This window comes from Kitasatospora sp. NPDC028961 (assembly GCF_055564815.1).
This window is the reverse complement of the sequence record NZ_JBVHVO010000001.1, coordinates 838772-865413: the sequence shown is the minus strand read 5'-3', so window position 1 is coordinate 865413 and position 26642 is coordinate 838772. Positions and strand designations below refer to the sequence as shown.

23 protein-coding genes are annotated in these 26642 nt (G+C 73.8%); 4 read left to right on the top strand and 19 right to left on the bottom strand.

The genetic code is table 11. The features are described from left to right. Position 1 precedes the first annotated feature (1 nt). Complete coding sequence (locus ACZ4UX_RS03950) at positions 2-1939, bottom strand: serine/threonine-protein kinase (protein WP_465705332.1); 1938 nt, start codon at positions 1937-1939, stop codon at positions 2-4. Between the two features lie 252 nt (positions 1940-2191). On the opposite strand from ACZ4UX_RS03950, the gene ACZ4UX_RS03945 reads away from it, so the two are divergent. After that, positions 2192-2779, top strand: coding sequence for a hypothetical protein (locus tag ACZ4UX_RS03945; RefSeq protein ID WP_465705330.1), 588 nt, complete (start codon positions 2192-2194; stop codon positions 2777-2779). Positions 2780-2835: 56 nt separating this feature from the next. On the opposite strand, the gene ACZ4UX_RS03940 is transcribed toward ACZ4UX_RS03945, so the two are convergent. The 4 genes from ACZ4UX_RS03940 to ACZ4UX_RS03925 all read right to left on the bottom strand — a co-directional run bounded on the left by ACZ4UX_RS03940 (position 2836) and on the right by ACZ4UX_RS03925 (position 7868). Then, a complete protein-coding gene (locus tag ACZ4UX_RS03940; RefSeq protein WP_329488079.1) occupies positions 2836-3963 on the bottom strand; it encodes a GuaB3 family IMP dehydrogenase-related protein in 1128 nt (375 codons plus the stop codon). A 445-nt stretch (positions 3964-4408) separates the two neighbouring features. Next, the gene (guaB, locus tag ACZ4UX_RS03935; RefSeq protein WP_329488081.1) at positions 4409-5911 is read right to left on the bottom strand and encodes an IMP dehydrogenase; all 1503 of its coding nucleotides are present in this window, start codon (positions 5909-5911) and stop codon (positions 4409-4411) included. Between the two features lie 260 nt (positions 5912-6171). Beyond that, positions 6172-6756 (bottom strand): RNA polymerase sigma factor ShbA, encoded by a 585-nt coding sequence (gene shbA, locus ACZ4UX_RS03930; protein ID WP_329492134.1) that lies wholly within the window; start codon positions 6754-6756, stop codon positions 6172-6174. A 500-nt stretch (positions 6757-7256) separates the two neighbouring features. Further along, positions 7257-7868, bottom strand: coding sequence for a response regulator transcription factor (locus ACZ4UX_RS03925; RefSeq protein WP_014136228.1), 612 nt, complete (start codon positions 7866-7868; stop codon positions 7257-7259). A gap of 559 nt (positions 7869-8427) precedes the next feature. On the opposite strand from ACZ4UX_RS03925, the gene ACZ4UX_RS03920 reads away from it, so the two are divergent. Further along, entirely contained in the window at positions 8428-8754 is a 327-nt protein-coding gene (locus ACZ4UX_RS03920) for a WhiB family transcriptional regulator (protein ID WP_329488083.1), read from the top strand. A 79-nt stretch (positions 8755-8833) separates the two neighbouring features. On the opposite strand, the gene ACZ4UX_RS03915 is transcribed toward ACZ4UX_RS03920, so the two are convergent. The 3 genes from ACZ4UX_RS03915 to groES all read right to left on the bottom strand — a co-directional run bounded on the left by ACZ4UX_RS03915 (position 8834) and on the right by groES (position 12052). Next, a complete protein-coding gene (locus ACZ4UX_RS03915) occupies positions 8834-9853 on the bottom strand; it encodes a LysR family transcriptional regulator (RefSeq protein WP_465705328.1) in 1020 nt (339 codons plus the stop codon). A gap of 132 nt (positions 9854-9985) precedes the next feature. Beyond that, positions 9986-11614, bottom strand: a complete 1629-nt coding sequence (gene groL / locus ACZ4UX_RS03910; RefSeq protein WP_352291288.1) for a chaperonin GroEL — start codon at positions 11612-11614, stop codon at positions 9986-9988. 132 nt (positions 11615-11746) lie between these two features. After that, positions 11747-12052 carry a co-chaperone GroES gene (gene groES, locus ACZ4UX_RS03905; protein ID WP_014136232.1) on the bottom strand — a complete coding sequence of 102 codons (306 nt, stop codon included), beginning with the start codon at positions 12050-12052 and terminating at the stop codon, positions 11747-11749. 330 nt (positions 12053-12382) lie between these two features. Here groES and ACZ4UX_RS03900 point away from each other — a divergent pair, with 330 nt between their 5' ends. After that, on the top strand, positions 12383-13558 hold the full coding sequence (locus ACZ4UX_RS03900; RefSeq protein ID WP_465705326.1) for a THUMP-like domain-containing protein: 1176 nt from the start codon (positions 12383-12385) through the stop codon (positions 13556-13558). 12 nt (positions 13559-13570) lie between these two features. Here the strand turns inward: ACZ4UX_RS03900 and ACZ4UX_RS03895 are convergent, their stop codons facing one another. The 5 genes from ACZ4UX_RS03895 to tsaB form a co-directional block, all read right to left on the bottom strand. Continuing rightward, positions 13571-14509 (bottom strand): polysaccharide deacetylase family protein, encoded by a 939-nt coding sequence (locus tag ACZ4UX_RS03895; RefSeq protein WP_465705324.1) that lies wholly within the window; start codon positions 14507-14509, stop codon positions 13571-13573. Between the two features lie 60 nt (positions 14510-14569). Continuing rightward, the gene (locus ACZ4UX_RS03890) at positions 14570-14923 is read right to left on the bottom strand and encodes a hypothetical protein (RefSeq protein WP_465705322.1); all 354 of its coding nucleotides are present in this window, start codon (positions 14921-14923) and stop codon (positions 14570-14572) included. Continuing rightward, on the bottom strand, positions 14920-16008 hold the full coding sequence (gene tsaD, locus ACZ4UX_RS03885; RefSeq protein WP_329488090.1) for a tRNA (adenosine(37)-N6)-threonylcarbamoyltransferase complex transferase subunit TsaD: 1089 nt from the start codon (positions 16006-16008) through the stop codon (positions 14920-14922). The genes ACZ4UX_RS03890 and tsaD overlap by 4 nt, the downstream gene beginning before the upstream one ends. Further along, on the bottom strand, positions 16001-16480 hold the full coding sequence (gene rimI / locus ACZ4UX_RS03880) for a ribosomal protein S18-alanine N-acetyltransferase (protein WP_329492135.1): 480 nt from the start codon (positions 16478-16480) through the stop codon (positions 16001-16003). Before rimI ends, tsaD begins: the two co-directional genes overlap by 8 nt. 104 nt (positions 16481-16584) lie before the next feature. Next, positions 16585-17241, bottom strand: coding sequence for a tRNA (adenosine(37)-N6)-threonylcarbamoyltransferase complex dimerization subunit type 1 TsaB (tsaB, locus tag ACZ4UX_RS03875; RefSeq protein ID WP_352291292.1), 657 nt, complete (start codon positions 17239-17241; stop codon positions 16585-16587). 174 nt (positions 17242-17415) lie between these two features. Between tsaB and ACZ4UX_RS03870 the strand changes: the two genes are divergently transcribed. Beyond that, positions 17416-17988, top strand: a complete 573-nt coding sequence (locus ACZ4UX_RS03870; RefSeq protein WP_465705419.1) for a hypothetical protein — start codon at positions 17416-17418, stop codon at positions 17986-17988. A gap of 94 nt (positions 17989-18082) precedes the next feature. Here the strand turns inward: ACZ4UX_RS03870 and ACZ4UX_RS03865 are convergent, their stop codons facing one another. The 6 genes from ACZ4UX_RS03865 to glmS all read right to left on the bottom strand — a co-directional run bounded on the left by ACZ4UX_RS03865 (position 18083) and on the right by glmS (position 26597). After that, positions 18083-18280 (bottom strand): hypothetical protein, encoded by a 198-nt coding sequence (locus ACZ4UX_RS03865; RefSeq protein ID WP_465705320.1) that lies wholly within the window; start codon positions 18278-18280, stop codon positions 18083-18085. A gap of 171 nt (positions 18281-18451) precedes the next feature. Then, positions 18452-18949, bottom strand: coding sequence for a tRNA (adenosine(37)-N6)-threonylcarbamoyltransferase complex ATPase subunit type 1 TsaE (gene tsaE / locus ACZ4UX_RS03860; RefSeq protein ID WP_465705318.1), 498 nt, complete (start codon positions 18947-18949; stop codon positions 18452-18454). A gap of 103 nt (positions 18950-19052) precedes the next feature. Continuing rightward, complete coding sequence (locus ACZ4UX_RS03855) at positions 19053-20522, bottom strand: alpha/beta fold hydrolase (protein WP_465705316.1); 1470 nt, start codon at positions 20520-20522, stop codon at positions 19053-19055. Next, on the bottom strand, positions 20519-21745 hold the full coding sequence (gene alr / locus ACZ4UX_RS03850; RefSeq protein ID WP_465705314.1) for an alanine racemase: 1227 nt from the start codon (positions 21743-21745) through the stop codon (positions 20519-20521). The genes ACZ4UX_RS03855 and alr overlap by 4 nt, the downstream gene beginning before the upstream one ends. A gap of 623 nt (positions 21746-22368) precedes the next feature. Continuing rightward, the gene (locus tag ACZ4UX_RS03845; RefSeq protein WP_465705312.1) at positions 22369-23955 is read right to left on the bottom strand and encodes an NAD(P)H-hydrate dehydratase; all 1587 of its coding nucleotides are present in this window, start codon (positions 23953-23955) and stop codon (positions 22369-22371) included. A gap of 785 nt (positions 23956-24740) precedes the next feature. Then, positions 24741-26597 carry a glutamine--fructose-6-phosphate transaminase (isomerizing) gene (glmS, locus tag ACZ4UX_RS03840; RefSeq protein WP_465705310.1) on the bottom strand — a complete coding sequence of 619 codons (1857 nt, stop codon included), beginning with the start codon at positions 26595-26597 and terminating at the stop codon, positions 24741-24743. Between the last annotated feature and the right edge of the window lie 45 nt (positions 26598-26642).

Below are 26642 nucleotides of genomic sequence, written 5' to 3'. Positions count from 1 at the left end.
CCTACGGCGCGGGCTGGAAGGTGTCGAAGGCGACCTGACGGGCCTGCACGCTCGCCGGCGTGCCCCAGTCCGCGTCCGGGGTGATCCAGTAGATCGAGTACCCGTACTTGGCCGGAGTGCCGGTCACGAAGCCCCGGTTGAGCGAGTGCATCCTGGGCGTGCCGTTGGTCCACTCCCAGTCGGCGGAGTTGGCCCAGTCCCGGTAGGTGATGGCCTGCAGCTGCACCCGCTGGTAGTTGCTGACCTGGGCGCGCAGCCCCGGCTCGGACTCCTGCCAGTCGGCGACCGCGCTCGCGCCCGGGGTGGTGGTCCACTCGATCTTCAGGGTGCTGCCGTTGCCCTTGAAGACCCGGCGGATGGACTCCGAGCCGGCGGGCTGCAGCCAGTCCGGCAGGACGATCGAGAAGCCGGTCGGGTCCTTGTACTCGTGGTACCCGGCGGGTACCGCCGCGCCGGGAGCCGCCGGGGCGGGCGGCACGGCGGCGGGCTGGGTCGCGGGCACGGCGGCCGGAGTGGTCTCGGCCGGAGCCGCCCCGTTCCCGGCCGGGGTCGTCGCGGCCGGTGCCCCCGGCGCCGGCGTACCGGGCGAGGCGCTGCCGGGCCCTGCGGTAGCGGCCGCCGGAGTGTCGGGTGCCGAGGAACCGGTCACGGCGGCCGGGGAGGTGGCGCCCGCGCCGTTGGCCGCGCCGCCGTCGGCGTCGCCGAAGGCCCGGACCATCGCCACCGCCCCGGCGATCAGCAGCAGCACCACCACGACGGTCACCACGGCGAGCCGTCGCCGGCCCTTGCGCGGATCGGCGCCGGCGGCCTGGGTCGCCCCGAGGGTCCACTCGCTGGTCACCGGCCGGATCGGCTCCGCCGCGGGCGCGGCGGCGGCCCCGGTGGCGGGCTTCGCGGTGTCCTCGGCGGGCTCGGCGTCCTTGGCCCGGCTGCCCACCCGGACGGTGCCGAGCAGCCCGCCGATCGTGCGCCGGGGGGTCTCCCCGCCCGTCGGCTTCGCCGTGGCGCCGCCCTCGGAGTCCCCTCCCGCGGCTTCGTCGGCCGCGGGCTCCCCGGCGGCCGCCTTCACCGGCATCGCGTGCTCGGTGGTCGACTCCGCCCGGGTGGTCGCGTCGGCCACCACCCGCTTGAGCAGCGAGCGGGTCTGCGAGGCGTCCAGCCGCTCGGCCGGGTCCTTCGCCAGCAGCCCCTCGATGACCGGCCGCAGCGGCCCGGCGTTGAACGGCGTGCCGAGCTCCTCCGTCATCACCGCCGTCAGGGTGGCGAGCGCCGAGCCCCGGTCGTACGGCGGCCGGCCCTCGACCATCGCGTACAGCGTGCCGCCCAGCGACCAGAGGTCGGCCGGCGGCCCGGGCTTCTGCCCGCGGGCCCGCTCCGGGGATATGTACGAGGGCGCGCCGACCAGCATGCCGGTCGAGGTCACCGAGGCGTCGCCCTCCACGCTGGCGATGCCGAAGTCGGTGAGCACCACCCGGCCGTCCTCGCCGATCAGCACGTTGGACGGCTTCACGTCACGGTGCAGGATGCCGTGCGCGTGCGCGGCGACGAGCACCCCCAGCACGTCCAGCGCGATCTCGGCGGCCCGGCCGGGCGACAGCGGCCCGTCCTCCTTGATCACGTCCGCCAGCGAGCGGGACTCCACCAGCTCCATGACGATCCACGGCCGGTCGTCCTCCTCGACGACGTCGAAGACGGTGACGGCGGAGCTGTGCCGGATCCGGGCGGTGGCCTTGGCCTCGCGCAGTGTCCGGACGATCAGCCGGTGCTTCTCGTCCTCGTCGACGCTGCCGTTCATCCGCAGTTCCTTGACCGCGACGATCCGGCCCAGCATCTCGTCCTCGGCACGCCACACGGTGCCCATGCCGCCGCGCCCGAGCACCGCGTCCAGCCGGTAGCGTCCGGCCAGGAGGCGGCCGGTGGAGCCCTGCGCCTGGGTCATTCGGAACGTTCCCCCATGTGCTGCTGGCGGTCGAGGTGACGGCGCGTCGGCCCGGCGCGGGCCCGAACGCCAAGCCTCCATCATCCCCTGTCCCGAGGGCCCGCGACCACCCGGCCCCCGGCCAGCCTGGTGACGGACCGGAACGGCCCCGGCGCTCCGTGCCCGATCTGTGATCGAAAACTCTGTCCGGCCGCCCCCGGGCGCTGCTAGCGTTCGGCAGCTCACCGTCTTTCCCGGGGGGATTCGACGCCCATGACCGCACCCGCACCGGGCACTGACGGCCGGTCGGACCGGCCGCGTACGGCCACGCACTACTCCGTCCCACCGGAACCGGAGACCCCCGAGGGCTATGTCGCCCCGGGCATGCCCGGGGCCCCGGTGGCCGGTTACCACCCCGCCCCCGCGCCCGAGCCCGCCCCGCAGGGCCGGCGGCGCCGGGGCCGCCGGGGCGGCCGCACCGCCGTCGCGATCGCCCTCGCCGTCGCCGCGATGCTGGCCGGCGCGCTGGCCTACGGTCTCGCCCCGGCGCGGGCGGCGAGCACCGTCGGCTGGCTGGCCATCGCCCCGGCCGCCGCCGTCGCCCTGCCGCTCGGCCGGCTCGGCGGCCGCGGCCACGCCCTGCCCCCGCTGGGCGCGCTGCTCGCCGCCGGCGCGCTCTTCCTCGGCCAGCTGATCGGCGAGGCCCGCCGGCTGCCCGGGCCGACCGGTCCGTACGACGCGCTGCTCCGGGACGCCCTCGCCCACTGGCGTGCCGACCGCCACCCGCTGGACGCCGTCTTCTACGGCATCGCGCTCATCGGCGGCTTCCTGCTCACCCGCCGCGCGGCCGCCCGGGACTGAACGCGGGAGGCCCCCGCCGGAACGCGTCCGGCGGGGGCCTCCGCACAGCGGGCGGCTCAGCGGTGGTTGAGCGCCGGGTTGACCGTCACCTCGACCCGCTGGAACTCCTTGAGCTCCGTGTAGCCGGTGGTGGCCATCGCGCGGCGCAGCGCGCCGAACAGGTTCATGGTGCCGTCGGGGGTGTGCGACGGACCGGTGAGGATCTCCTCGGTGGTGCCGACCGTGCCGAGGTTGACCCGCTTGCCGCGCGGCAGCTCCTCGTGGACGGCCTCCATGCCCCAGTGGAAGCCCTTGCCCGGGGCGTCCGTGGCGCGGGCCAGCGCCGCGCCGATCATCACCGCGTCGGCACCGCAGGCGACGGCCTTGGGGATGTCGCCGCTGTAGCCGACCCCACCGTCCGCGATCACGTGCACGTAGCGGCCGCCGGACTCGTCCATGTAGTCGCGGCGGGCGGCCGCGACGTCGGCGACGGCGGTGGCCATCGGCACCTGGATGCCGAGGACGCCACGGGTGGTGTGGGCGGCGCCGCCGCCGAAGCCGACCAGCACGCCGGCCGCACCGGTGCGCATCAGGTGCAGCGCGGCCGTGTAGGTGGCGCAGCCGCCGACGATGACCGGGACGTCCAGCTCGTAGATGAACTGCTTGAGGTTCAGCGGCTCGGCGCCGCTGGAGACGTGCTCCGCGGAGACGGTGGTGCCGCGGATGACGAAGACGTCGACACCGGCGTCCACGACGGCCTTCGAGAACTCGGCGGTGCGCTGCGGGGAGAGCGCGGCGGCGGTGACCACGCCGGAGTCGCGCACCTCCTGGATCCGCTGCTTGATCAGGTCGGCCTGGATCGGCGCGGCGTAGATCTCCTGCAGGCGGCGGGTGGCGGCGGCCTCGTCGGTGAACGTGGCGATCTCGTCCAGCAGCGGCTGCGGGTCCTCGTAGCGGGTCCAGAGGCCTTCCAGGTTGAGCACGCCCAGACCGCCGAGGCGGCCGATCGCGATGGCCTGCTGCGGGGAGACCACGCTGTCCATCGGGGCGGCCAGGAACGGCAGGTCGAAGCGGTAGGCATCGATCTGCCAGGCGATCGAGACCTCCTTCGGGTCCCGGGTGCGGCGGCTGGGGACGACGGCGATGTCGTCGAATGCGTACGCCCGGCGGCCGCGCTTGCCTCGCCCGATCTCGATCTCAGTCACTTCGTTCGAGCCCTTCTGGTTTGTTGCTCATACCCGCCGGGTCACCCCGGCCGCCCCCAGTATCCCGCACGCTGTGCTGGTCGCGCGCTCGCCTCCGGGGCGCTCGACCCGGCGCCGACACTCGTCACTCCAACGCCCTCGTACCTCGGTCGTCCTCGCTCCTCCCTTTCGGCACCGGCGCGCCCCTTCGGCTCGGCGCGGGTCGGGTCCGCCAGGCCTCGGGCAGGCAGCACCGGTCCGGGCCCCTTCGGCTCGGGACGGGTCGGGTCCGCCGGGCCTCGGGCAGGCAGCACCGGTGCGCGCCCCTTCGGCTCGGCGCGGGCCCCGATCTGGCTCCGCGGGTCGGGTCGTCCTCGCTTCCTCCCCTACGGCACCGGTCCGCACCCCGGACAAGCGCGAGGGACCCACCGCCGGGTGGCGGGGGGTCCCTCGGCGTCGGGCGGTGTCAGCGGCTGGTGTAGTTCGGCGCCTCGACGGTCATCTGGATGTCGTGCGGGTGGCTCTCCTTGAGGCCCGCCGAGGTGATCCGGACGAACCGGCCCTTGCTCTCCATCTCGGCGATGGTGGCCGCCCCGACGTAGCCCATGGTCTGGCGCAGGCCGCCGACCAGCTGGTGCAGCACCGCGGACAGCGGCCCGCGGTAGGGCACCTGGCCCTCGATGCCCTCGGGGACGAGCTTGTCGTCCGAGGCCACCTCGGCCTGGAAGTAGCGGTCCTTGGAGTACGAGCGGCCCTGGCCGCGGGACTGCATGGCGCCCAGCGAGCCCATGCCGCGGTAGGACTTGAACTGCTTGCCGTTGATGAACAGCAGCTCGCCCGGGGACTCCTCGCAGCCGGCCAGCAGCGAGCCCAGCATCACGGTGTCGGCACCGGCGGCGAGCGCCTTGCCGATGTCGCCGGAGTACTGCAGGCCGCCGTCACCGATCACCGGCACGCCGGCCGCCTGGCACGCGACCGCAGCCTCGTAGATGGCGGTGACCTGCGGGACGCCGATGCCGGCGACCACGCGGGTGGTGCAGATGGAACCGGGGCCGACGCCGACCTTGACGCCGTCCACGCCTGCGTCGATCAGCGCCTGGGCGCCGTCACGGGTGGCGACGTTGCCGCCGACCACGTCGATGCCGACGGCGGCCTTGATCTTGGCGATCCAGGCCAGCGCGTTGTGGCTGTGGCCGTGCGAGGTGTCCACGACCAGGAAGTCCGCGCCGGCCTCGACCAGGGCCTGGGCCCGGTCGAACGCCTCGGCGCTGGCGCCGACGGCGGCACCGACCAGCAGCCGGCCCTCGGCGTCCTTGGCGGCGTTCGGGTACTTCTCGGCCTTGACGAAGTCCTTGACGGTGATCAGGCCCTTGATCCGGCCCTCGTCGTCGACCAGCGGGAGCTTCTCGATCTTGTGCCGGCGCAGCAGCCCGATCGCGTCCTCGCCGGAGATGCCGACCTTGCCGGTGATCAGCGGCATCGGGGTCATGATCTCGCGGACCTGGCGGGTGCGGTCCGACTCGAAGGCCATGTCACGGTTGGTGACGATGCCGAGGAGCCGGCCCGACTCGTCCGCGATCGGCACGCCGCTGATCCGGAACTTGGCACAGAGCGCGTCCGCCTCGGCCAGGGTGGTCTCCGGGCCGACCGTGATCGGGTCGGTGACCATGCCGGACTCGGACCGCTTCACCAGGTCGACCTGGTTGGCCTGGTCCTCGACCGAGAGGTTGCGGTGCAGGACGCCGACGCCGCCCTGCCGGGCCATCGCGATCGCCATCCGCGCCTCGGTGACCTTGTCCATCGCCGCGGACAGCAGCGGGATGTTGACGCGCACGTTCCGGGAGACCCGCGAGGAGGTGTCGACCTGGTTCGGCAGCACCTCGGAGGCCCCGGGCAGCAGCAGCACGTCGTCGTACGTGAGCCCGAGCATCGCGAACTTCTCGGGTACGCCTGCGGCGTTGTAGGACATTTGGGGGTACCTTCCGTGGCCGGCCTAATCCGCTCGCGCCCTGAGGGTGGGGGCGCACTCCATCGCTCACTCGCTCAGGCCGCCGAAAGCTCGGTGCCATTGGAGGAACCTCCAGGGAAACCCCGCTCGCACCCACGGAACTTTGGCGACCCGCCCAGGCGCCGATACCCCATGGTACTGGCACCGCGAATGTGTCCTCGTGTGCCCTTGACAACACCGACCGCCCATGGGCCATTCCGGCCCCCCACCAGGGCGGACGATCAGGAGGACTCCTCCGCGAGCGCCCGCAGCCGGCTGAGCGCCCGGTGCTGGGCGACCCGGACCGCGCCGGGCGACATCCCGAGCATCTCGCCGGTCTCCTCCGCCGACAGCCCGGCGGCCACCCGCAGCAGCACCAGCTCACGCTGACGGGCCGGCAGGTTGGAGAGCAGCTCCTTGGCCCAGGCCGCGTCGCTGCTGAGCAGCGCCCGCTCCTCGGGGCCGAGCGCCTCGTCCGGCACCTCCGGCAGGTCGTCCTGCGGGACGACCGTCGAGCCGGGGCCGCGCATCGCGGCCCGCTGCAGATCGGCGATCTTGTGCGCGGCGATGCCGTAGACGAAGGCCTCGAACGGGCGGCCCTGGTCCCGGTAGCGCGGCAGTGCGCAGAGCACCGCGACGCAGACCTCCTGGGCGACGTCGTCCACGTGGTGCCGGGCCCCGCCCGGCAGTCGGACCAGCCGGCCGCGGCAGTAGCGCAGGGCCAGCGGGTGGACGTAGGCGAGCAGCGCGTCGATCGCCGGGCCCTCGCCCCGGACTGCGGCCGCGACCAGCTCGCCGACCAACGGGGAGCTGCCGGTGCCGAGCACCGGGGGGCGGCCGGGGCCGATGTCGTCGGGGCCGTGTTCGGGGCCCTGGTCGGAGCCGTGGTCCGGCTCGCCGCCACCGAGATCCGCGTACGACGGACCGCGGCCCGGACCGGAGGGCTCGGCCTCCACCGGGTCAGCCTCGCCGGGAGTACCGGCAACGTCGTCACGCATCGGTCCATGGTGCCTGGTCGAACGGGAAAACGCGGCACCGCGTCCGGAGTTGTGCACCGGAACGTTATGCGGTGCGACGCCGGGCACCGGGCCGTCGCGCACCACCGGCCCCTCCTGCACCGTGCCACCTCCCGCCCCGCTGCCGTCGGTGGTCCCGTCCGTCGCGCCGTCCGCCGAATGCGCTGCGGCTCCGTGGTTCGCCGCAGTGCCTGTCCGCTGGTCCCCGAGGTGCTCCACACCTCCATGGTGCAACCTCGGGACCGTAACGTCACACGCCCCTGCGGGGGGAACCGCGACGAGCGCGCCGCAGCCGGCGGAGCCGGCGGTGGTCAGCGGACCAGGCCCCACCGGAAGCCCAGGGCCACCGCGTGCGCGCGGTCCGAGGCGCCGAGCTTCTTGAACAGCCGTCGGGCGTGGGTCTTCACGGTGTCCTCGGAGAGGAAGAGCTCGCGGCCGATCTCGGCGTTGCTGCGGCCGTGGCTCATGCCCTCCAGCACCTGGATCTCACGCGCCGTCAGCGTCGGCGCGGCGCCCATGTCGGGGCTGCGCAGCCGGCGCGGGGCGAGCCGCCAGGTCGGGTCGGCGAGGGCCTGGGTGACGGTCGCCCGCAGCTCGGCGCGCGAGGCGTCCTTGTGCAGGTACCCGCGGGCACCGGCGGCCACCGCGAGGGCGACGCCGTCGAGGTCCTCGGCGACGGTGAGCATGATGATCCGCGCGCCCGGGTCGGCGGACAGCAGCCGCCGGACCGTCTCGACCCCGCCGAGGCCGGGCATCCGGACGTCCATCAGAACGAGATCGGAGCGGTCGGCCACCCAGCGGCGGAGGACCTCCTCCCCGTTCGTCGCGGTGGTGACCCGGTCGACGCCGGGTACGGTCGCGACCGCGCGGCGAAGCGCCTCGCGGGCGAGCGGGGAATCGTCGCAAACGAGAACGGAAGTCATGACCGTCGTCCTCCGCAGCTGATCCGCGTCACGTTGAGCCTCCTGGCTGGTACGAATCTCTCCGACACGGCCGATTGGCGACGGACTCCGTGCCGATCGCCTGAACTTCCCCGCGATCGTTCCCGACGTCCGGCGCCCGCTAACCGCCTCCGCACTTCCAACGACCGTCACTCGAATGAGTTACGGCTTTCAGGGCCATCTCCACCACTGTACGTGGCCAACCCGTTACCGATCAGCTACCTCGCGGTGCACACGCCGCTCTTTTGTGCAGCTCGCGCGCGGTGGGCGCACCACCCGCACACCGGTACGGATCGTCGCGCGCCCGTCGGCCACCCGATTGCCACGTCTGCGCCTGCCGAACTCCATGCCCACTTTGCCCGTTTTTATAGCTTTTGTATGGTCATTGACTGTTGTGCCACTCTGTGGGTGACTTGTCCATGGAGTTGCCGTAAGTCATATTTCCAGGTGTCCACACCAGCGCATCGATGCCTCGCCGTGCCGTGCAGCCCCGCCCGCCGATGGCCGGTCCGCGGCCGCGAGCCTCTGAAGGGAATGAGCCATGGCAGATTTCTCCCGCCTCCCCGGCCCCAACGCCGATCTCTGGGACTGGCAGCTCTCCGCGGCCTGCCGCGGCGTGGACAGCTCGCTCTTCTTCCACCCCGAAGGGGAGCGCGGCGCCGCGCGGAGTTCGCGTGAGGCGAGCGCCAAGGAGGTCTGCATGCGCTGCCCGGTACGCACCGAATGCGCGGCGCACGCACTGGCCGTCCGCGAGCCGTACGGCGTCTGGGGAGGCCTGACCGAGGATGAGCGCGAGGAGATGATGGGCCGCTCGCGCAACCGCCTCGTGGAAGTACCGCTGGTCGCGCCGACGGGGCTGCCGCGCTAGGCACGCATCCGCTCCGCGCCATGAAGAAACGTTTCTTCATGGCGCTTCGAGCCGCCGGTCCGCCCGGGCGAACGCCCGGTCAGCGCCCGGCCGCCGCACCCGCCAGCCGCTCCAGCATCAGCGCCACCGCCGGCACCTCGGCGAGGTCCGGCAGGGTCAGGGCGACCACCTGCCGCACCGCCGGCGCCCCCGAGGCGGTCCGCACCGGCACCGCCGACACGCCGTCGGGGCGCACCGACTCCAGCGCCAGCCCCGGCAGCACCGCCACCCCGAGCCCGGCCGCCACCAGGCCGACCACCGCCGGGTAGTCGTCGGTCGCGAAGTCGATCCGGGGCTCGAAGCCCGCCCCCGCGCAGAGTTCCACCAGGTGCCCCCGGCACTGCGGGCAGCCCGCGATCCACTGCTCCCCCGCCAGTTCGGCGAGTTCCACCGGCCCGCGCCCGTCGCCGCGCCCCGACAGCGGGTGCGCGGCGGGCAGCAGGCCGACCATCGGGTCGTCGAGCAGCGGGGTGACCACCAGATCGGACCAGTCGGTGGTGGCGCTGAGCTGCTGGGCCTCCAGATTGGCCTCGGCCCGCGCCTCGCGCGGCGTGCCGTGCCCGGGAGCGGACGCCGGAAGGGGCGCCGGCGCGCCGCCGGGGGCCTGCGGATACCTGAAGGCCAGCGCGATCTCGCACTCGCCGCCGCGCAGCATCGCCAGCGACTCCGGCGGTTCGGCCTCGACCAGCGACACGCGCACCCCCGGATGGCTGTCCCGCAGCCGGGCGACGGCCGGCGGCACCAGGGTGGAACTCGCGGTGGGGAAGGAGACCAGCCGCACCCGCCCGGCCCGCAGTCCGGCGATCGCCGCGACCTCCTCCTCGGCGGCGGAGAGCCCGGCCAGGATGCCGGTGGCATGCTTGAGGAGCACCCGCCCGGCCTCGCTCAGCTGCATGCCGCGCCCCGAACGGACCACCAGCGGGGTGTCGACGGACTTCTCCAGGGCCTTCATCTGCTGGCTGATGGCGGGCTGCGTACAGCCCAGCTCACGAGCGGCGGCGGAGAAGGAGCCGGTGCGGGCGACGGCACGCAGAACGCGCAGGTGGCGGGCCTCGATCATGCCTCAGTTATAAGGCAATCTTTGCTTTATGCAAAATTCAACTGATAGTTGAAGAGTCAAACGCCCCACACGCCGCAGGCCCGGCCCGTACCCCGAGGGGCGCGGACCGGGCCTGCGGTCACTGATCAGGCGTCAGTGGGAGTGGCCGTGGCCGCCGTGCGAGTGGCCGTTGTCGGCCTCCTCTTCCTTCTTCTCCACCACGAGGGTCTCGGTGGTGAGCAGCAGGGAGGCGATCGACGCGGCGTTCTCCAGCGCGGAGCGGGTGACCTTGACCGGGTCGATGACGCCGGCCTTCAGCAGGTCGCCGTACTCACCGGTGGCGGCGTTGAAGCCGTGACCGGCCTCCAGCTCGGCGACCTTGTGGGTGATGACGTAGCCCTCGAGGCCGGCGTTCTGGGCGATCCAGCGCAGCGGCTCGGCGAGCGCCTTGCGGACGACCGCGACACCGGTCGCCTCGTCGCCCGACAGGCCCAGGCCGCCCTCCAGCACCTTGGCGGCGTGGACGAGGGAGGCGCCACCGCCGGCGACGATGCCCTCCTCGACCGCGGCACGGGTCGCCGAGATGGCGTCCTCCAGGCGGTGCTTGCGCTCCTTCAGCTCCACCTCGGTGGCGGCGCCGACCTTGATGACGCAGACGCCGCCGGCCAGCTTGGCCAGGCGCTCCTGCAGCTTCTCGCGGTCCCAGTCGGAGTCCGTGTTGGCGATCTCGCCCTTGATCTGGGCGACGCGGCCGGCGACGGCCTCGGTGTCACCGGCACCGTCGACGACGGTGGTCTCGTCCTTGGTGATGGTCACGCGGCGGGCGGTGCCCAGCACGTCCAGACCGGCCTGGTCGAGCTTGAGGCCGACCTCCTCGGAGATGACGGTGGCACCGGTCAGGGTGGCCAGGTCGCCCAGGATCGCCTTGCGGCGGTCACCGAAGCCCGGGGCCTTGACGGCGACCGCGTTGAAGGTGCCGCGGATCTTGTTCACCACGAGGGTGGACAGCGCCTCGCCGTCGACGTCCTCGGCGATGATCAGCAGCGGCTTCGAGGCACCGCCCTGCAGGATCTTCTCCAGCAGCGGGAGCAGCTCCTGGATGGAGGAGATCTTGCCCTGGTTGATCAGGATGTACGGGTCCTCCAGGACCGCCTCCTGCCGCTCCGCGTCGGTGACGAAGTACGGCGACAGGTAACCCTTGTCGAACTGCATGCCCTCGGTGAAGTCCAGCTCCACGCCGAAGGTGTTGGACTCCTCGACGGTGATGACACCGTCCTTGCCGACCTTGTCGATCGCCTCGGCGATGAGCTCGCCGACCTGGGTGTCCTGCGCGGAGAGGGACGCGACGGCGGCGACGTCGTCCTTGCCCTCGATCTCGCGGGCGATGGACAGCAGGTGCTCGGAGACCGCGGCGACGGCCTTGTCGATGCCCTTCTTCAGGGCGGCCGGGCCGGCGCCGGCGGCGACGTTGCGCAGGCCCTCGTTGACCAGGGCCTGGGCCAGCACGGTGGCGGTGGTGGTGCCGTCGCCCGCGACGTCGTTGGTCTTGGTGGCGACCTCCTTGACGAGCTGCGCGCCAAGGTTCTCGTACGGGTCGTCGAGCTCGACCTCACGGGCGATGGTGACACCGTCGTTGGTGATGGTCGGCGCGCCGAACTTCTTGTCGATGACGACGTTGCGGCCCTTGGGGCCGATGGTCACCTTGACGGTGTCGGCCAGCTTGTTGACACCGCGCTCCAGCGAGCGGCGGGCGTCCTCGTCGAACTGCAGGATCTTCGCCATGTTCCCTATTCCCTCGGGGCTGCGACCGGCACGCCGGCCACCGGACTACGTGAACCAACAACCACGCCCCGGGCCCCTGTCACTGGGACACGGATCCGGGGCGGGCTGGAACGTCTTACTTCTCGGTGCTGCTTACTTCTCGATGATGGCGAGAACGTCGCGCGCCGAGAGGACGAGGTACTCCTCGCCCTGGTACTTCACCTCGGTGCCGCCGTACTTCGAGTACAGGACGATGTCACCGACGGCGACGTCGAGCGGCAGACGCTGGCCGTCCTCGAAGCGGCCCGGGCCGACAGCCAGGACGACGCCCTCCTGGGGCTTCTCCTTGGCGGTGTCCGGGATAACCAGGCCGGAGGCCGTGGTGGTCTCGGCGTCGAGCGGCTGGACCACGATGCGGTCCTCGAGCGGCTTGATGGCAACCTTGCTGCTGGTGGTCACGTCCGAGCTCCCCTTCGGAGATTACGGGGTTGTCTAACGGGTAGTGGCGAACCTACGGGCCTGCCGTCGCGGGGGTCAGACACGCTTCTTCGCGTTAGCACTCTCCTGGTGGAGAGTGCCAAGGACGACCATAGGCCGCGGTTAGCACTCAGTCAACCAGAGTGCCAACGGCGCGCCCGAAACGGTTCTCGCGGGCGGCTGCCGGGCCGCACTCCCGTACGACGCCGCCGACGATCCGCACGCGTGTGCGTCCGATCAGGGCCCACTCCACCAGTGCGCTCGCCCATCCGCCCCGGGCGGCCCGGCGCGCCGACCGGGGAGAATGAGCGGGTGGAGACCGAGAACCTGCAGCCCCTGCTGACCCCCGAGGGGCAGTCCCTGCTCGCCGAGCTGCGCGAGTTCGCGCCCGAGGAGGAGCTGGCGCTGGCGACCAGGCTGCGCCGGGAGTACTCGGCGGAGCTGGTCTCGGCGGCGTTCGGGCAGGCCCGGCTGCGGCAGCGGGCGCGGGCGAAGTTCGGCGCGGACGCCGACCTGATGTACTTCACGCCCAACGGCGTCGAGCAGTCCACCCGGCGCAGCGTCGCCGAGTGGCGGGCACGGCGCTTCGCCGAGCTGGGCGTGCGGCGGCTGGCCGACCTCTGCTGCGGGATCGGCGGCGACGTCCTCGCGCTGGCCCGGGCCGGCATCGAGGTGCTCGCCGTGGACCGGGACCCGGCGGCCTGCGCGGCCACCGCCGCCAACGCCGCCGCACTGGGCCTGGCGGACCTGGTCGAGGTGCGCTGCGCGGACGTCGCCGACGTCGACGTCACCGGCTACGACGCGGTCTTCACCGACCCGGCCCGCCGCACCTCGCGCGGCCGGGTGTTCGACCCCGAGGCGTACGCCCCTCCGCTGTCCTGGGCGATCGAGGCCGGCCGGCGCACCCCGATCGGCGCGCTCAAGGTGGCCCCCGGCATCCCGCACACGGCCGTGCCGGGCGACGCGGAGGCCGAGTGGGTCTCCGACCACGGCGACGTCAAGGAGGCGGTGCTCTGGTTCGGCACCGGGGCCGACCGCCCGCACCGCGCCACCCTGCTGCCGCACGGCGACTCGCTGACCGGCGGCGACCTGCCCGACCCGCCGGCCGGACCGGTCGGCCGCTACCTCTACGAGCCGGACGGCGCGGTGATCCGGGCCCACCTGGTCGCCGAGGTGGCCGAGCAGGTGCACGGCCGGCTGATCGACCCGAAGATCGCCTACCTCACCTCGGACCGGCTGGTCGCCACCCCGTACGCGCACGCCTTCGAGCTGACCGATGTGCTGCCGTTCCACATCAAGAAGCTGAAGGCGCTGCTGCGCGAGCGGGCCGTCGGCACCGTGGTGATCAAGAAGCGGGGGATGGCGATCACCCCGGAGGAGCTGCGCCGCCAGCTGAAGCCGAGCGGGCCGAACAGCGTCACCGTGATCCTCTGCCGCACCGACCAGGGCCCGCTGATGATGCTCGGCCGGCCGGTGGCGCTCCCGTAGGCGGACTCCCGGTCAGCCGGCGGGCGGCCGGATGTAGTCCTCCAGCCGGGCCACCGCGAAACCCTGCTCCTGGATGCGGGCCAGCAGCTCCCCGAACATCTGCGTCATCGTCTCGCCCTTGAGGTCCTTGGGCCCCCGGAAGTGGGCGAGGACGATGTCGCCGGGCCGCAGCTTCTTGTCGGCCGCCTGGTACTGCATGTCGTGGATCTGCATCGACTCGCGCCAGAGCACGATCGCGCGCGGCCCGCACTGCTGCACCGAGGTGTTCAGCGCCGGGGTGTTGGCGCCGTCCCCGTACGGCGGGCGGAACAGCAGCGGCGCGGTGCCGTACTGCTGGGTCAGCGCGGACTGGGCGTCGCAGATCTCGGACTTCTGCTTCTCCGGCGCGACCTTGCTCATCTGGGCGTGGTCGACGGTGTGGTTGTGGATGTGGTTGCCGAGCGCCTGGAGCGGCTTGAAGTAGCCGTAGTTGTCCTTGACGATGTCCCGGGTCAGGAACATCGAGACCGGCACCTTGAGGTCGGTCAGCATCTCGACGAACTTCGGGTCCTTCTCGGCGCCGTCGTCGATGGTCACGAAGACGACCTTGTCGGTGGTCTTCACCTCGCTGAACACCGGTACGGGGCCGGTCCGTTCGAGCTTGACCGGCTTGTCGGCCGGCGCCGGCGGGGCGGGCGGCAGCGGCTTGAGGTTCCACTTCGCCCAGGCCGCCGCCTCCCCGGCGGCGGGCACCGCGGCGGGTGTCGCCGTGGGCGACGGACTCGCCGCGGCGGACGGCCGCTGCCCGGCCGCCGGCGTCGTCGCGGCGGTCGCCGCGGGCCCGGCGCCCGTGCCGCCGCTGCCACAGCCGGTGGCGGCGGCCAGCAGGGCCAGCGCCCCCACCGCGTACGTCCTCGTCCTGCCCCGCCCGTACCGCTCCACCGCGCCGCGCTCCCAGCTACCGTCCAGCATGCTCTCAGCTATGCACGGTAGTGGCCGGCCGTTCGGTTCCCGGACAGGCCCGGCAGCTCGCTACTCCGGGTCCGCCCCGGACGCCGGGTTCACGCAGGTCTCCGGGCCCGCCCCGGTCTCCGGGGACTCGCTGGACTCCGGGTGCTCGCTGGACTCCAGGTGCTCGCTGGCGAAGGACCAGCGGTGCACCGGGCGGCCGATCAGTGCGGCGGGCGGCTCGGGGACGGGCACCGGCTCCGCCGTCCACCAGGTGATCAGCAGCACCCGGTCGCCCGGCGCACCGAACAGCTCGGCGCGGACCAGGCCGGCCGAGCCGCGCAGCGCGGGCAGCACGACCTCGCGGACCCAGGCCGACAGCTCGGCCCCGCGGCCGTCGGCGGCCCGCGCCTCCCACATCGCGGCGGTGGTGGTCACCGACCGCCGCCCAGCGCCTGGTACGCCTGGCCGTGCACGTCCGTGTGCGGGACGTGCACCTCGGTGACGGGCAGCGAGGAGTCGGCCGACAGGTCGAAGGACGAGGGCGCGCGGTCGCGCCAGACCATCTCGGACCCCAGCGCGGCGACCATCGCCCCGTTGTCGGTGCACAGGCCCGGACGCGGCACCCGCAGCCGGATGCCCGCCTTGTCGCAGCGCTGCTGGGCCATCTCGCGCAGCCGGGAGTTGGCCGCCACGCCACCGCCGATCATCAGGTGGTCGACGCCGTTCTCCTTGCAGGCCTTGACCGCCTTCCGGGTCAGCACATCGGTCACCGCCTCCTGGAACGAGGCCGCGACGTCCGCGATCGGCACCTCCTCGCCGGCCCGGCGCTTGGCCTCCACCCAGCGGGCGACGGCGGTCTTCAGGCCGGAGAACGAGAAGTCGTACGCCGGGTCCTTCGGGCCGCTCAGGCCCCGGGGGAAGGCGATCGCCTTGGGGTCGCCCTCACGGGCGGTGCGGTCCACCACCGGACCGCCGGGGAAGCCGAGGCCGAGCACCCGGGCGACCTTGTCGAAGGCCTCGCCGGCCGCGTCGTCGATGGTCGCACCGAGCGGGCGGACGTCACGGGTGATGTCCTCGCTGAGCAGCAGCGAGGAGTGCCCGCCGGAGACCAGCAGGGCCATCGTCGGCGAGGGCAGGCGGCCGTGCTCCAGCTGGTCCACGCAGATGTGCGAGGCCAGGTGGTTGACCCCGTAGAGCGGCTTGTCCAGCGCCCAGGCGTAGGCCTTGGCGGCGCTCACGCCGACGAGCAGCGCACCCGCCAGGCCGGGGCCCGCGGTGACGGCGATGCCGTCGAGGTCGCTCGCCTTGATGCCGGCGGTGTCCAGGGCGCGCTGGATGGTCGGGACCATCGCCTCCAGGTGCGCGCGGCTGGCGATCTCGGGCACCACACCGCCGAACCGGGCGTGGTCGTTGACGCTGGAGGCCACCGCGTCGGCGAGCAGGGTGGTGCCGCGCACGATGCCGACGCCGGTCTCGTCGCAGGAGGTCTCGATGCCGAGGACGAGCGGTTCGTCAGCCATGGCGGTCTTCCTTCAGGTCCTTCGGGTCAGTACTGGGGTGGTCGAGGCGCATCACCAGCGCGTCGATGCCGGCCGGCTGGTAGTAGTTGCGCCGGATGCCGACGGGTTCGAAGCCGAAGCGCTCGTAGAGCCGCTGGGCGCGCGGGTTGTCCACCCGCACCTCCAGCAGCAGTTCCGCGCAGTCGCGCCGGGCGGCCTCCCGGATCAGGTCGGTGAGCAGCAGCGCGCCGAGGCCGGTGCCCTGGTGCCGCGTGTCGACGGCGATGGTCTGCACATCGCCCTCGCCGGCCACCGCCATCAGCCCGGCGTAGCCGACGATCGCGCCGTCCGGGGTGGTGGCCACGGTGTAGTGGCGGGTACCGCCGCGATGGGCCTCGGCCAGCTCGGACCAGTACATCCCGGTCGACCAGGCGTCCTCGGGGAAGAGCGCCAGCTCCAGCTCCATCACCGGCGCGATGTCCCACCAGCGCATCGGGCGCAGCGTGGTGCCGTGGCCCGGTCCGTCGGGGCCGTGCGCGCCGTTCGGGCTGGTCGGGCTGGTCGGGCTGGTCGGGCCGTGCGCGCCGTTCGGGCCGGTCACGCCGGGAGCACCGCCTTGTAGCCGGCGGGCACCTGGGCGTCCGGGCGGCGCAGGTACAGCGGCACGTTGGGCAGCAGCTCCCGCCCGGCGGCCAGCTCGGCGGCGGCGAAGTCGGCCAGTGCGCCGGCGGAGACGTGCTCGGGCCCGTGCGCGCCGGGGAAGGCCTCCGGGTACAGCAGCGCACCGGCGCCGACGGCCCGCGGCCGCGGCGTCAGCTCGGCCGGGCGGTCCACGGCGGGGCCCTCGGTGCGACGGCCGTCCGCGTCGTACGAGGCCCAGTAGACCTCCTTGCGGCGCGCGTCGGTGGCCACCGTGAACGGCTGCCCGGCGAGGCCCTCGGCGCGCGCCCGGTGGGCGATCGCGTCCAGGGTGCAGACGCCGTGCACCGGGACGCCCAGCGCGTGGCCGAGCGCGGCGGCGGTCACCAGGCCGACCCGCAGGCCCGTGTAGGGGCCGGGGCCGACGCCCACCGCGATGCCGGTCAGCCGGTGCTTGTCGACACCGGCCTCCCGCAGCACCCGGTCGATGGCGGGGAGGAGCAGTTCACCGTGGCGCCTGGCGTCGACCTGGTCGGTCTCGGCGAGGACGGCCGTGCCGTCGTGGACGGCGGCGGTGACGGCGGGGGTAGCGGTGTCGAACGCGAGCAGCAGCACGGGTCAAGGTTAGACCGGTCGGAGCCGTGGACCGCCTCCGGTCCTGGTCCGCCCGATCGACAAGGCGTCCTGGTTCGGAACACACGTCCTACGGGGTGCGGGCGGGAACGAGCGGACCTGGCACGATGGGGCCGACGGGTTTTGGGACGGCGGTGGGAGCGACACGTGGCGAAGATGGGTCCTGGAGTGGTGGTCACGGGGCTGACCCTGGGGGCCCTGGCGGTGGTGAGCCTGCTGGCCTTCCAGGCCAACGGCGCACAGGACCGCGCAGGCGCCACCGGGCCGACCGCGAGCACCACCGCCTCGTCCGGCGGACCGTCCGCGTCGGCCACCCCGACCGCCTCGGCCACCCCGACCGTCCCCGCGCTCCCGACCACCTCGGGGGCCGGTCTGCGGGTCGTCTACTCGGCCGGCAGCCACTACGTCTGGCTGGTCGACCCCAAGAAGAACCCGCAGGTGGTGGCCTCCTTCGCGGTCACCCCGGGCTCGGTGGAGCCGACCCCCGGCAGCTACCCGGTGTACAGCCGGGCCGCCACCAGCACGGGCACGGACGGCCGGCAGATCGAGCACGTGGTGCGCTTCGCCCAGCAGAACGGCGTGGTGTTCGGCTTCAGCGCGGCCGTGGACGGCGCCACCCCGTCAGCCGACCCGAAGACCAAGACCGGCGGGATCCGCAGCGGTCGGGCGGAGGGGCAGCTGCTCTGGGACTTCGCGCCGAGCGGCACCAAGGTCGTCGTGATCGCCTGAGGACGCGCGACCCGCAGGCCCGGGGCGGGCGGCTGGCCCGCTTCGGGGGTATCCGGCTCGGGTGCGGTGCCCGGTTCGGGGCGGGTGTCGAGTGTCAGGCCGCGCGGGGCGTGTCGGCCACCGGTTCGGCCGGTGCCGTGCTCGCCCGGCGCTCCGGCGGAGTGGAGACCGCCTCCGCGGCCGCACACGCGGCCAGCAGGGCCCGCATCGGCGCGCCCTGGACGCTGCGGGCGGGCTCTCCGGCCCCGGTACCGCGCGGCGCGCGCTCCGGGGCGGGGGTGGTGCTCGACATGGCGCCTCCCTAGTTAGGCAGACCTAACCGCGACACCCATCCCATCACGCCCGGCACCCCGCCCGCAACACTTTGCCGACAGTCTGTCGGCAACCGTCGGTATCGGCCCGTGCCCGTGGGTATTCACTTGTGTCGGCCGACGTCCGTGCGTGCCCGCCGGCGCTCGTCGGCTCAGGCCAGCGCGGCCAGCTCCACCCCGGTCCAGCGCGACCCGATCCCGGTCAGCAGCACCCGGCGCGGGTCCAGGTCGTCGTCGTCCGCCTCGGCGCCGATGGCGCGCTCGATCCGGACCTCCAGCCGACTCTCGGCGAGCCGTTCGACCTTGCCCTCGCCCCACTCGACCACGACCACCGACTCCGGCAGCGAGACGTCCAGGTCGAGGTCCTCCATCTCGTCCAGGTCCCCGCCCAGCCGGTACGCGTCCACGTGCACCAGCGCCGGGCCGCCGACCAGCGACGGGTGCACCCGGGCGATCACGAAGGTCGGCGAGGTGACCGCCCCGCGCACCTGGAGGCCCTCCCCCAGGCCCCGGGTGAGCGTGGTCTTCCCGGCCCCCAGCTCCCCCGAGAGCAGCACCAGGTCCCCCGGCCGCAGCAGCGCGGCCAGCTCCCGGCCGAGTCGGCCCATCCGCTCGGGAGTGGCGACGGTGAGAGTGGCGTGCGAGCCCATGCGCGATTCAAGCCCTTCGATCCGTACTGCGGCGCACCGACCGCCGGGCGCCTCCGCTACGGTGCCACATCCCCGGCCGGGCGTGCGCCGGTGGCCCGGGCCGCTACGGCGTCTCGCCCACCGAGGAGGGCAGCGGCGCCGCGCCGCGGTAGTCGACCGCCTGTTTGAGCAGCGCGACCAGCCGCTGGTCGACGAGGTCCGGGCGCTCCAGCATCACCAGGTGCCCGGCGTCCTCCACCAGGAGCAGCTCGGCACCGGGCAGCTGCTCGGCCATCGCCTCGCTGTGCGCGGGCGGGGTCAGCAGGTCCTTGGTGCCGGCGAGCACCAGGGTGGGGATGCCCCGCAGGGCCGCCAGCGCGGCGGTCTTCTCGTGCGCGCCGAACACCGGGTAGAACTCGGCCACCACGTCGATCGGCGTGGCGTCGAGCAACTGTTCGGCGAACCGCACCACGCCCGGGTCGACGTCCTTCCCCCCGAAGGAGAACTTCCGGTAGAAGACGGCGCTGACGTCCGCGCCGAGCCGCCGGGTCGCCTCGACCAGCTCGACCTGGCGGCCGAGCAGCTTCATCACCCCGGGTGCGACCTTCTTGAACAGCTTGGCGCCGACCGCCGGCAGACCGAGCGTCACGGCCTCCCAGTCCCCTGCCAGCGTGCCGATCAGCGCGACCCCGGCGACCCGTTCCCGGAACAGCTCCGGCTCCTGGTCGGCGAGCGCCATCACCGTCATCCCACCCATCGAGTGGCCGACCAGGACCAGCGGGCCGGTCGGTGCGACGGCGTCGATCACCGCCTTGAGGTCCCCGCCCAGCTGGTCGATGCTCGCGAGTTCACCGGCCAGGAACGAGCGGGAGCGCTCGGACCGGCCGTGGCTGCGCTGGTCCCAGAAGACCAGGCGCATGCCCTCGCGCAGCGCGGCCCGCTGGAAGTGCCAGCTGTCCTGGTTGAGGCAGTAGCCGTGGCAGAACACCACGGTCAGCGGTTCGCGCCGCCCGACGGCGGCGGCGGGGCCGAGGCCCGAGCGTCGGCCGGCCCGCACCAGCGCCCCGGAGCCGCCCAGCAGACCGGGCAGCCCTCTCCGGTCGACCGGTCCGTCGCCGGTGCCGGTGCCAGAGCCGGTAGCGGTGCCGGGGCCGTCCGTCCGGCGGCGGACGAACCAGCCGCGGCGGGCGGCAGCACTGGTACCAGGGGCCGGGCCTGGGCCTGGGGCTGCGACGACCTCGTCGTCCGGGCGTTCTTCCGGGTGCTCTTCCGTGTGCTCCTCGGGCCGGACGCTGACGGGCTCGGGCCAGCCGGTGCCGTCCAGCTCGATGTACAGCTCGGTGCCGTCGGCGGCGGTCACCGTGCACGGGCGCCCGCGGAGCGAGCCGTACGGGGCGTTGGCGTCCAGCTCCGCGCGGGCCCGGCGGCGGGTGGCCCGGCCGACGGTCAGCCGCTCGATCGCCACACCGGCGGCCGCGCCGGCCGCGACCACGCCGACCGAGATCCCGATCAGACCGGCCCGGCTCACCCCGGAGGCCGCACCGGCCGCCTTGGCCACCGCCGCGACCGGACCGGAGCCGGCCTCCTCGCTCATACGCTCGCGCCCTCGGTCGCCGCGCCCGCGGCCGTCGGGGCCTCGGCGGTCGCGCCCAGGTAGCGGCGCGGCACCCGGGCACCGATCCGGGTCACGATCTCGTAGGAGATGGTGCCGCAGGCCCGGCCCCAGTCCTCGGCGGTCGGCTCGCCCTGCTCGCCGTTGCCGAACAGCAGCACCTCGTCGCCGACCGCGGGGGTGTCGCCGCCGAGGTCGACGACGAACTGGTCCATCGCCACCCGACCGGCCACCGTGCGCCACTTGCCCGCGATCTGCACCGGGCCGGTGCCGCTGGCGTGCCGGGGGATGCCGTCGCTGTAGCCCACCGGCACCAGACCCAGGGTGGTCGGGCCGGGCGTGGTGTAGTGGTGGCCGTAACTGACGCCGTGCCCGCCGGGCACGTGCTTGACCAGGGCCAGCCGGGCGGTCAGCGCCATCACCGGGCGCAGCCCGAAGTCGGCCGGCGAGCCGACCTCCGGGACAGGCGAGAGCCCGTACATCGCCAGGCCGGTACGGACCAGGTCGTAGTGCGACTGCGGGAGCAGCAGGGTGGCCGGGGAGTTGGCGAGGTGCCGCACCGCGGGGCGCAGCCCGGCCGCCTCCGCGTACGCGAGCGCCTCGCGGAACGCGTCCAGCTGGGCCTGGATGGACGGGTGGCCGGGCTCGTCCGCCGCCGCGAAGTGCGACCAGACGCCGACCACCGTGAGCAGGCCCTCGGCCTCGGCGCGGCGCGCCGCGCCGACCAGCTCCGGCCAGTCGTGCGGCTGGCAGCCGTTGCGGCCGAGGCCGGTGTCGGCCTTCAGGTGCACCCGGGCCGGGACACCGGTCGCGCGGACGGCGGCGAGCAGCTCGTCCAGCGCCCACTGGGCGCTGACGGAGACGTCGATGTCGGCGAGCAGCGCCTCGCGCCAGGGGCCGCCAGGCGTCCAGAGCCAGCAGAGGATGCGGGCCTGGTCGGGGCGGATCCCGGCGGCGCGCAGAGCCAGCGCCTCCTGCGGGAGGGCGGTGCCGAGCCAGCCGATGCCTGCGGCGACCGCCTCGCGGGCACAGCGGACCGCGCCGTGGCCGTAGGCGTCCGCCTTGACCGTGGCCATCACCGTGGCGGCGCCGACGCGCTCGCGCAACGCGGCGAGGTTGCCGCGCAGGGCGGCCAGATCGATGGTCGCCTCAGCCCGTACGCCGTCGGTGAGAGTGGCCGTGCCGGTCGTGTTCGCAGTTGTCATCAGGGTCAGTCTCCCAGACGTCTCATGGTCCTCGCCGAACGGCCCGTCGGCGCGGCGGCCCGGCCCCCACCCGCCGACCCGCCCCTACACCCCGCCACCTCGTCCCCGACGCCCCCGAAGCACCACCGGTTCCCACCGGGGCCGGAGCACCCGCGGCACCTGCGGCACCCACAGCACCGGGGCGCGGGCGCCGCCGGAGCACCCGCGGCACCTGCGGCACCCGCGGCACCGGGGCGCGGGCGCCGCCGGGGCGGCCGGGCCCGGGCCGGCGTGGGAGCAGGAAGTCGGCCCGGCCGACTTCCTGCTCCCCCGGCGGTCGCCGCCCGCCCCCGCACTCGCTACCGGGCGAATCACCACGGGCAAATATGTAGACCGGTCTACCTTCCGAGGCCGGCCCCGCCCCCCAGGACCAAACGCCGGAGTGGGAAGTCGACCTGTCCGACTTCCCACTCCGGCCTCTGCTCTTCAGAGGCTCACAGGCATCTGGCACCAAATATGTAGACCGGTCTACATCTTCAGTTGCTCTCCGCTGCCCCTGCACGAGAAGTCGGCCCGGCCGACTTCCCACTCCGCTCCGGGCGAGGCGAGCGCACGCAATCCACCCACTATGTAGACCGGTCGACCTATTCCTCGCCAGCCCCCACGGCCCCAGCGACCCCAGCGGACGCCCGCACATCGCGCCAGACCGCCGACAGGGCCCCCGCCACCTGCAACGCGGTGACCGGGGCACCCGGCACGCCCAGCGCCCCCTCGTCGCTCGCCACGCCAACACCCGCCGCCAAACCCGCGCCCGCTCCCCCCGCCAGCCCCGCTGCGCGGCGGCCGGCCAGGCCGTGCAGGTACGCCGCCACCGATGCCGCGTCCAGCGCGGTCAGGCCGGCCGCCAGCAGGGAGCCGGCCAGGCCGGCGAGGACGTCGCCGCTCCCGGCCGTCGCCAGCCACGGGGTGCCGGTCGGGTTGACCCGCACCGCGCCTCCCGGGTCCGCGATCACCGTGGTGGAGCCCTTCAGCAGCACCGTCGCCCGGTACGCGGCGGCGAGTCGGCGCGCGGTGGTCAGCCGGGCGGCGGCCAGGTCGTCGGCCGGCGGCGGTGCGGTGCCCCCAGCCCCCGCCCCTGCCAGGAGCCGGGCCGCCTCACCGGTGTGCGGGGTGAGCAGCGTGGGCGCCGTCCGCCCGGTCAGGGCCTGCGGGCCGAGTCGGCCCAGTTCGGTGAGCCCGTCCGCGTCCACCAGCACGGGCACGTCGCTCGCCAGCGCCTCGCCGAGCGTCTGCCGGGCTCCGTCCCCGCCGCCCGGGCCGACCACCCAGGCCTGCACCCGCCCGGCCCCGGCCGGTCCGCCCTCGGTGACCAGCACCTCGGGGAACCGTCGCACCACCTCCTCGGCCGCCGTGCCGACGTACCGCACCGCCCCCGCGCCACCGCGCAGCGCCCCGGCGACCGCCAGCAGTGCGGCCCCCGGATACGTCGCCGAGCCGGCCGCCACCCCGACGACGCCGCGCCGGTACTTGTCGCTCTCCGCTCCCGGGACCGGCAGCAGCGCCGCCACCTCGGCGTGCTGCAGGGCCTCCACGTCGGCCGTCGGCAGCTCCAACCCGATCTCCACCAGCTGCACCGCACCGGCGTAGGAGGCTCCTGGATCGATCAACAGTCCGGGCTTGTGGGTGCCGAAGCAGACCGTGACGTCCGCCCGCAGCGCCACTCCCGCCACCTCACCGGTGTCGGCGTCCACACCGCTGGGCACGTCCACCGCGACCACCACACCCCGACGCGCCGCCCGTGCGTACGGCTCCGCCTCCGGGCGCAGCCCGCCCCGGCCGCCGATGCCCACGATGCCGTCCAGCACCAGGTCCGCGCGCGAGAAGTCGGCCAGGCCGACTTCCTGCTCCCGTACGACCCGCCCGCGCGCGGCCCGCAGCGCGGCCAGCCCGTCCGCGTGCGCGCGCTCGGGCGCGAGCAGTACCGCCGTCACCCGCGCGCCCCGCCGGGCCAGTGCCGCGCCGGCGTACAGCGCGTCACCCCCGTTGTCCCCGCTGCCCGCGAGCACCACCACCCGGCTCCCGTAAACCCGGCCGCGACGGCGCGTCAGCAGTCGCGCGCAGGTGGCGGCGAGACCGGCGGCGGCCCGTTGCATCAGGGTGCCCTCGGGCAGCCGGGCCATCAGTTCGGCCTCGGCGGCCCGGACCTGTTCGACACGGTGAGCACGGCGCATGCGCAAGCCCCTAACCCTCGGCTGATCCTCGGCAACGACTACCGCCGACGCTACGCCCGCGTCGTGGCCGAGCGACACCTGCCACGAGCCGACGCCGCGGGCGGCCGCCCCGCAGACCCACCCACCCCAGTCCCCCCGCTTCGCGAACGCCTACCGTGTCGCCCACGAGGGCCGGTGGAAGCAAGGAGAGGCAGTAAGGAGAAGGGCCGGGGTCGCCACGCCGGCGGTCGAGCGCCCCGCCGGGCCCGGGGAAGCCCTCCGAGCGTCCCTGGGCGGGAACACCGCCGGCTTCAAGGCGTGCCGATCGGGGGCGACATCGTCCTGACGCCACGCCGGACGGAGCGCACGAGGCCGCGTCCGCGCCGCTCGACCGGCAGTTCGTCCGAAAGGCCGCGATCGAGTTCGACCTTCCGGGCCACCAGGGCCCCATCGCGCGGGGCCCCATCACGCGGGGCCCGATCGCGCGGGGCGTGGCCCAACCGAGCGGGGCCCGGCCGCGCCGACCGGACGGTTCACCCCCGGCGGCACCATCAGTCCGGTCGGGGCACTTCCCGAGCCCGAGCGCCGGCTCCCGGCCGCCGGCGGCCGACGGCCTCATGGTCTTCGAGGTGACGTCGCCCGCCCCGGTCAAGGACCGGTCGACCACGGCAGCCACCGCGACCGCGACGAGGTCCCGTTCAGCGAAGCTGATCGACCCGCCCCGTTCCCCCCGCCGCTCGACACAGTGCCCCTGCGGTAGGACGCAGCCACCGCAGGGGCACCACCCGAGTCAGAACGGCGATCGGCTACTCGACGGTGACCGACTTCGCCAGGTTGCGCGGCTGGTCGACCTCGTGGCCCTTGGCCGTGGCCAGCTCGCAGGCGAAGACCTGCAGCGGCACGGTGGAGACCAGCGGCTGCAGCAGGGTCGGCGTCACGGGGATGCGGATCAGGTGGTCCGCGTACGGGACGACCGCCTCGTCGCCCTCCTCCGCGATGACGATGGTGCGCGCACCGCGGGCCCGGATCTCCTGGATGTTGGAGACGATCTTGTCGTGCAGGATCGACCGCCCGCGCGGCGACGGCACGACCACCACGACCGGCAGCCCCTCCTCGATCAGCGCGATCGGCCCGTGCTTCAGCTCGCCCGCCGCGAAGCCCTCGGCGTGCATGTACGCCAGCTCCTTGAGCTTGAGCGCGCCCTCCAGGGCCACCGGGAAGCCGACGTGCCGGCCGAGGAACAGCACGGACTTGGCGTCGGCCAGCGAACGCGCCAGCTCGCGCACCGGCTCCATGGTCTGGAGCACCTGCTCGACCTGCTTGGGCGCGTCGCCGAGCTCCTTGATGACCGCGGAGATCTCGTCGCCCCACTTGGTGCCGCGCACCTGGCCCAGGTAGAGCGCGACCAGGTAGCAGGCGACCAGCTGGGTCAGGAACGCCTTGGTGGAGGCGACCGCCACCTCCGGGCCGGCGTGCGTGTAGAGCACCGCGTCCGACTCGCGCGGGATGGTCGAGCCGTTGGTGTTGCAGATCGCCAGCACCTTGGCGCCCTGCTCGCGCGCGTGCCGCAGCGCCATCAGGGTGTCCATGGTCTCGCCGGACTGCGAGATAGCGATGACCAGCGTGCCCGGGCCCATGATCGGGTCGCGGTAGCGGAACTCCGAGGCGACCTCGACCTCGCAGGGGATGCGGGTCCAGTGCTCGATCGCGTACTTGGCGATCATGCCGGCGTGGAAGGCCGTGCCACAGGCGACGATGACGACCTTGTCCACCGAGCGCAGGTCAGCGTCCGAGATCCGCAGCTCGTCGAGGGTGAGCCGGCCGTCGGTGCCGATCCGGCCGAGGAGGGTGTCGGCGACGGCCTTCGGCTGCTCGGCGATCTCCTTGAGCATGAAGTAGTCGTAGCCGCCCTTCTCGGCGGCCGAGGCGTCCCAGTCGACGTGGTACTCGCGCACCTCGGCCGGGTTGCCGTCGAAGTCGGTCACCGTGACGCCGTCCCGGCGCAGCTCGACGACCTGGTCCTGACCGAGCTCGATCGCCTCGCGGGTGTGGGCGATGAACGCGGCCACGTCCGAGGCGAGGAAGTTCTCGCCCTCGCCGCGCCCGACCACCAGCGGCGAGTTGCGGCGCGCGCCGACCACCACGTCCGGCGCGTCGGCGTGCACGGCGACGAGGGTGAACGCGCCGTCCAGCCGGCGGCAGACGACCCGCATGGCCTCCGCGAGGTCGCCCTCGTACACCTCGGCCAGCAGGTGCGCGACGACCTCGGTGTCCGTCTCGGAGCGCAGCGTGCGGCCGCGCTCGGTCAGCTCCGCCCGCAGCTGGGCGAAGTTCTCGATGATGCCGTTGTGGACCACGGCCACCCGGACGGCGTCGTCCAGGTGGGGGTGGGCATTGGCGTCCGTCGGGCCGCCGTGGGTGGCCCATCGGGTGTGGCCGATGCCGGTGGTGCCGCCGGGAAGAGGGGTCTCGGCGAGCGACTTCTCCAGGTTGGCGAGCTTGCCCGCCCGCTTGTCGGTGGCGAGGCTCCACTGCCCGTCGGAGCCCTGCACCTGCACCGCGACACCGGCCGAGTCGTAGCCCCGGTACTCCAGTCGCTGCAAGCCTGCGATTACTACATCAAGGGCGGGCTGAGAGCCCACGTATCCAACGATTCCGCACATGCGTGCCAGCATAAGGGCGCCCGGGACGCCCCATTCGCACCCTTC

What these genes read in the sequence shown, in the direction of transcription:
- ACZ4UX_RS03950 (WP_465705332.1), bottom strand. Translation starts at nt 1,939, where the DNA reads ATGACCCAGGCGCAGGGCTCCACCGGCCGCCTCCTGGCCGGACGCTAC.
- ACZ4UX_RS03945 (WP_465705330.1), top strand. Translation starts at nt 2,192, where the DNA reads ATGACCGCACCCGCACCGGGCACTGACGGCCGGTCGGACCGGCCGCGT.
- guaB (WP_329488081.1), bottom strand. Translation starts at nt 5,911, where the DNA reads ATGTCCTACAACGCCGCAGGCGTACCCGAGAAGTTCGCGATGCTCGGG.
- ACZ4UX_RS03925 (WP_014136228.1), bottom strand. Translation starts at nt 7,868, where the DNA reads ATGACTTCCGTTCTCGTTTGCGACGATTCCCCGCTCGCCCGCGAGGCG.
- ACZ4UX_RS03920 (WP_329488083.1), top strand. Translation starts at nt 8,428, where the DNA reads ATGGCAGATTTCTCCCGCCTCCCCGGCCCCAACGCCGATCTCTGGGAC.
- ACZ4UX_RS03915 (WP_465705328.1), bottom strand. Translation starts at nt 9,853, where the DNA reads ATGATCGAGGCCCGCCACCTGCGCGTTCTGCGTGCCGTCGCCCGCACC.
- groL (WP_352291288.1), bottom strand. Translation starts at nt 11,614, where the DNA reads ATGGCGAAGATCCTGCAGTTCGACGAGGACGCCCGCCGCTCGCTGGAG.
- ACZ4UX_RS03895 (WP_465705324.1), bottom strand. Translation starts at nt 14,509, where the DNA reads ATGCTGGACGGTAGCTGGGAGCGCGGCGCGGTGGAGCGGTACGGGCGG.
- tsaD (WP_329488090.1), bottom strand. Translation starts at nt 16,008, where the DNA reads ATGGCTGACGAACCGCTCGTCCTCGGCATCGAGACCTCCTGCGACGAG.
- rimI (WP_329492135.1), bottom strand. Translation starts at nt 16,480, where the DNA reads ATGCGCTGGTGGGACATCGCGCCGGTGATGGAGCTGGAGCTGGCGCTC.
- ACZ4UX_RS03870 (WP_465705419.1), top strand. Translation starts at nt 17,416, where the DNA reads ATGGGTCCTGGAGTGGTGGTCACGGGGCTGACCCTGGGGGCCCTGGCG.
- ACZ4UX_RS03865 (WP_465705320.1), bottom strand. Translation starts at nt 18,280, where the DNA reads ATGTCGAGCACCACCCCCGCCCCGGAGCGCGCGCCGCGCGGTACCGGG.
- tsaE (WP_465705318.1), bottom strand. Translation starts at nt 18,949, where the DNA reads ATGGGCTCGCACGCCACTCTCACCGTCGCCACTCCCGAGCGGATGGGC.
- ACZ4UX_RS03855 (WP_465705316.1), bottom strand. Translation starts at nt 20,522, where the DNA reads ATGAGCGAGGAGGCCGGCTCCGGTCCGGTCGCGGCGGTGGCCAAGGCG.
- alr (WP_465705314.1), bottom strand. Translation starts at nt 21,745, where the DNA reads ATGACAACTGCGAACACGACCGGCACGGCCACTCTCACCGACGGCGTA.
- ACZ4UX_RS03845 (WP_465705312.1), bottom strand. Translation starts at nt 23,955, where the DNA reads ATGCGCCGTGCTCACCGTGTCGAACAGGTCCGGGCCGCCGAGGCCGAA.
- glmS (WP_465705310.1), bottom strand. Translation starts at nt 26,597, where the DNA reads ATGTGCGGAATCGTTGGATACGTGGGCTCTCAGCCCGCCCTTGATGTA.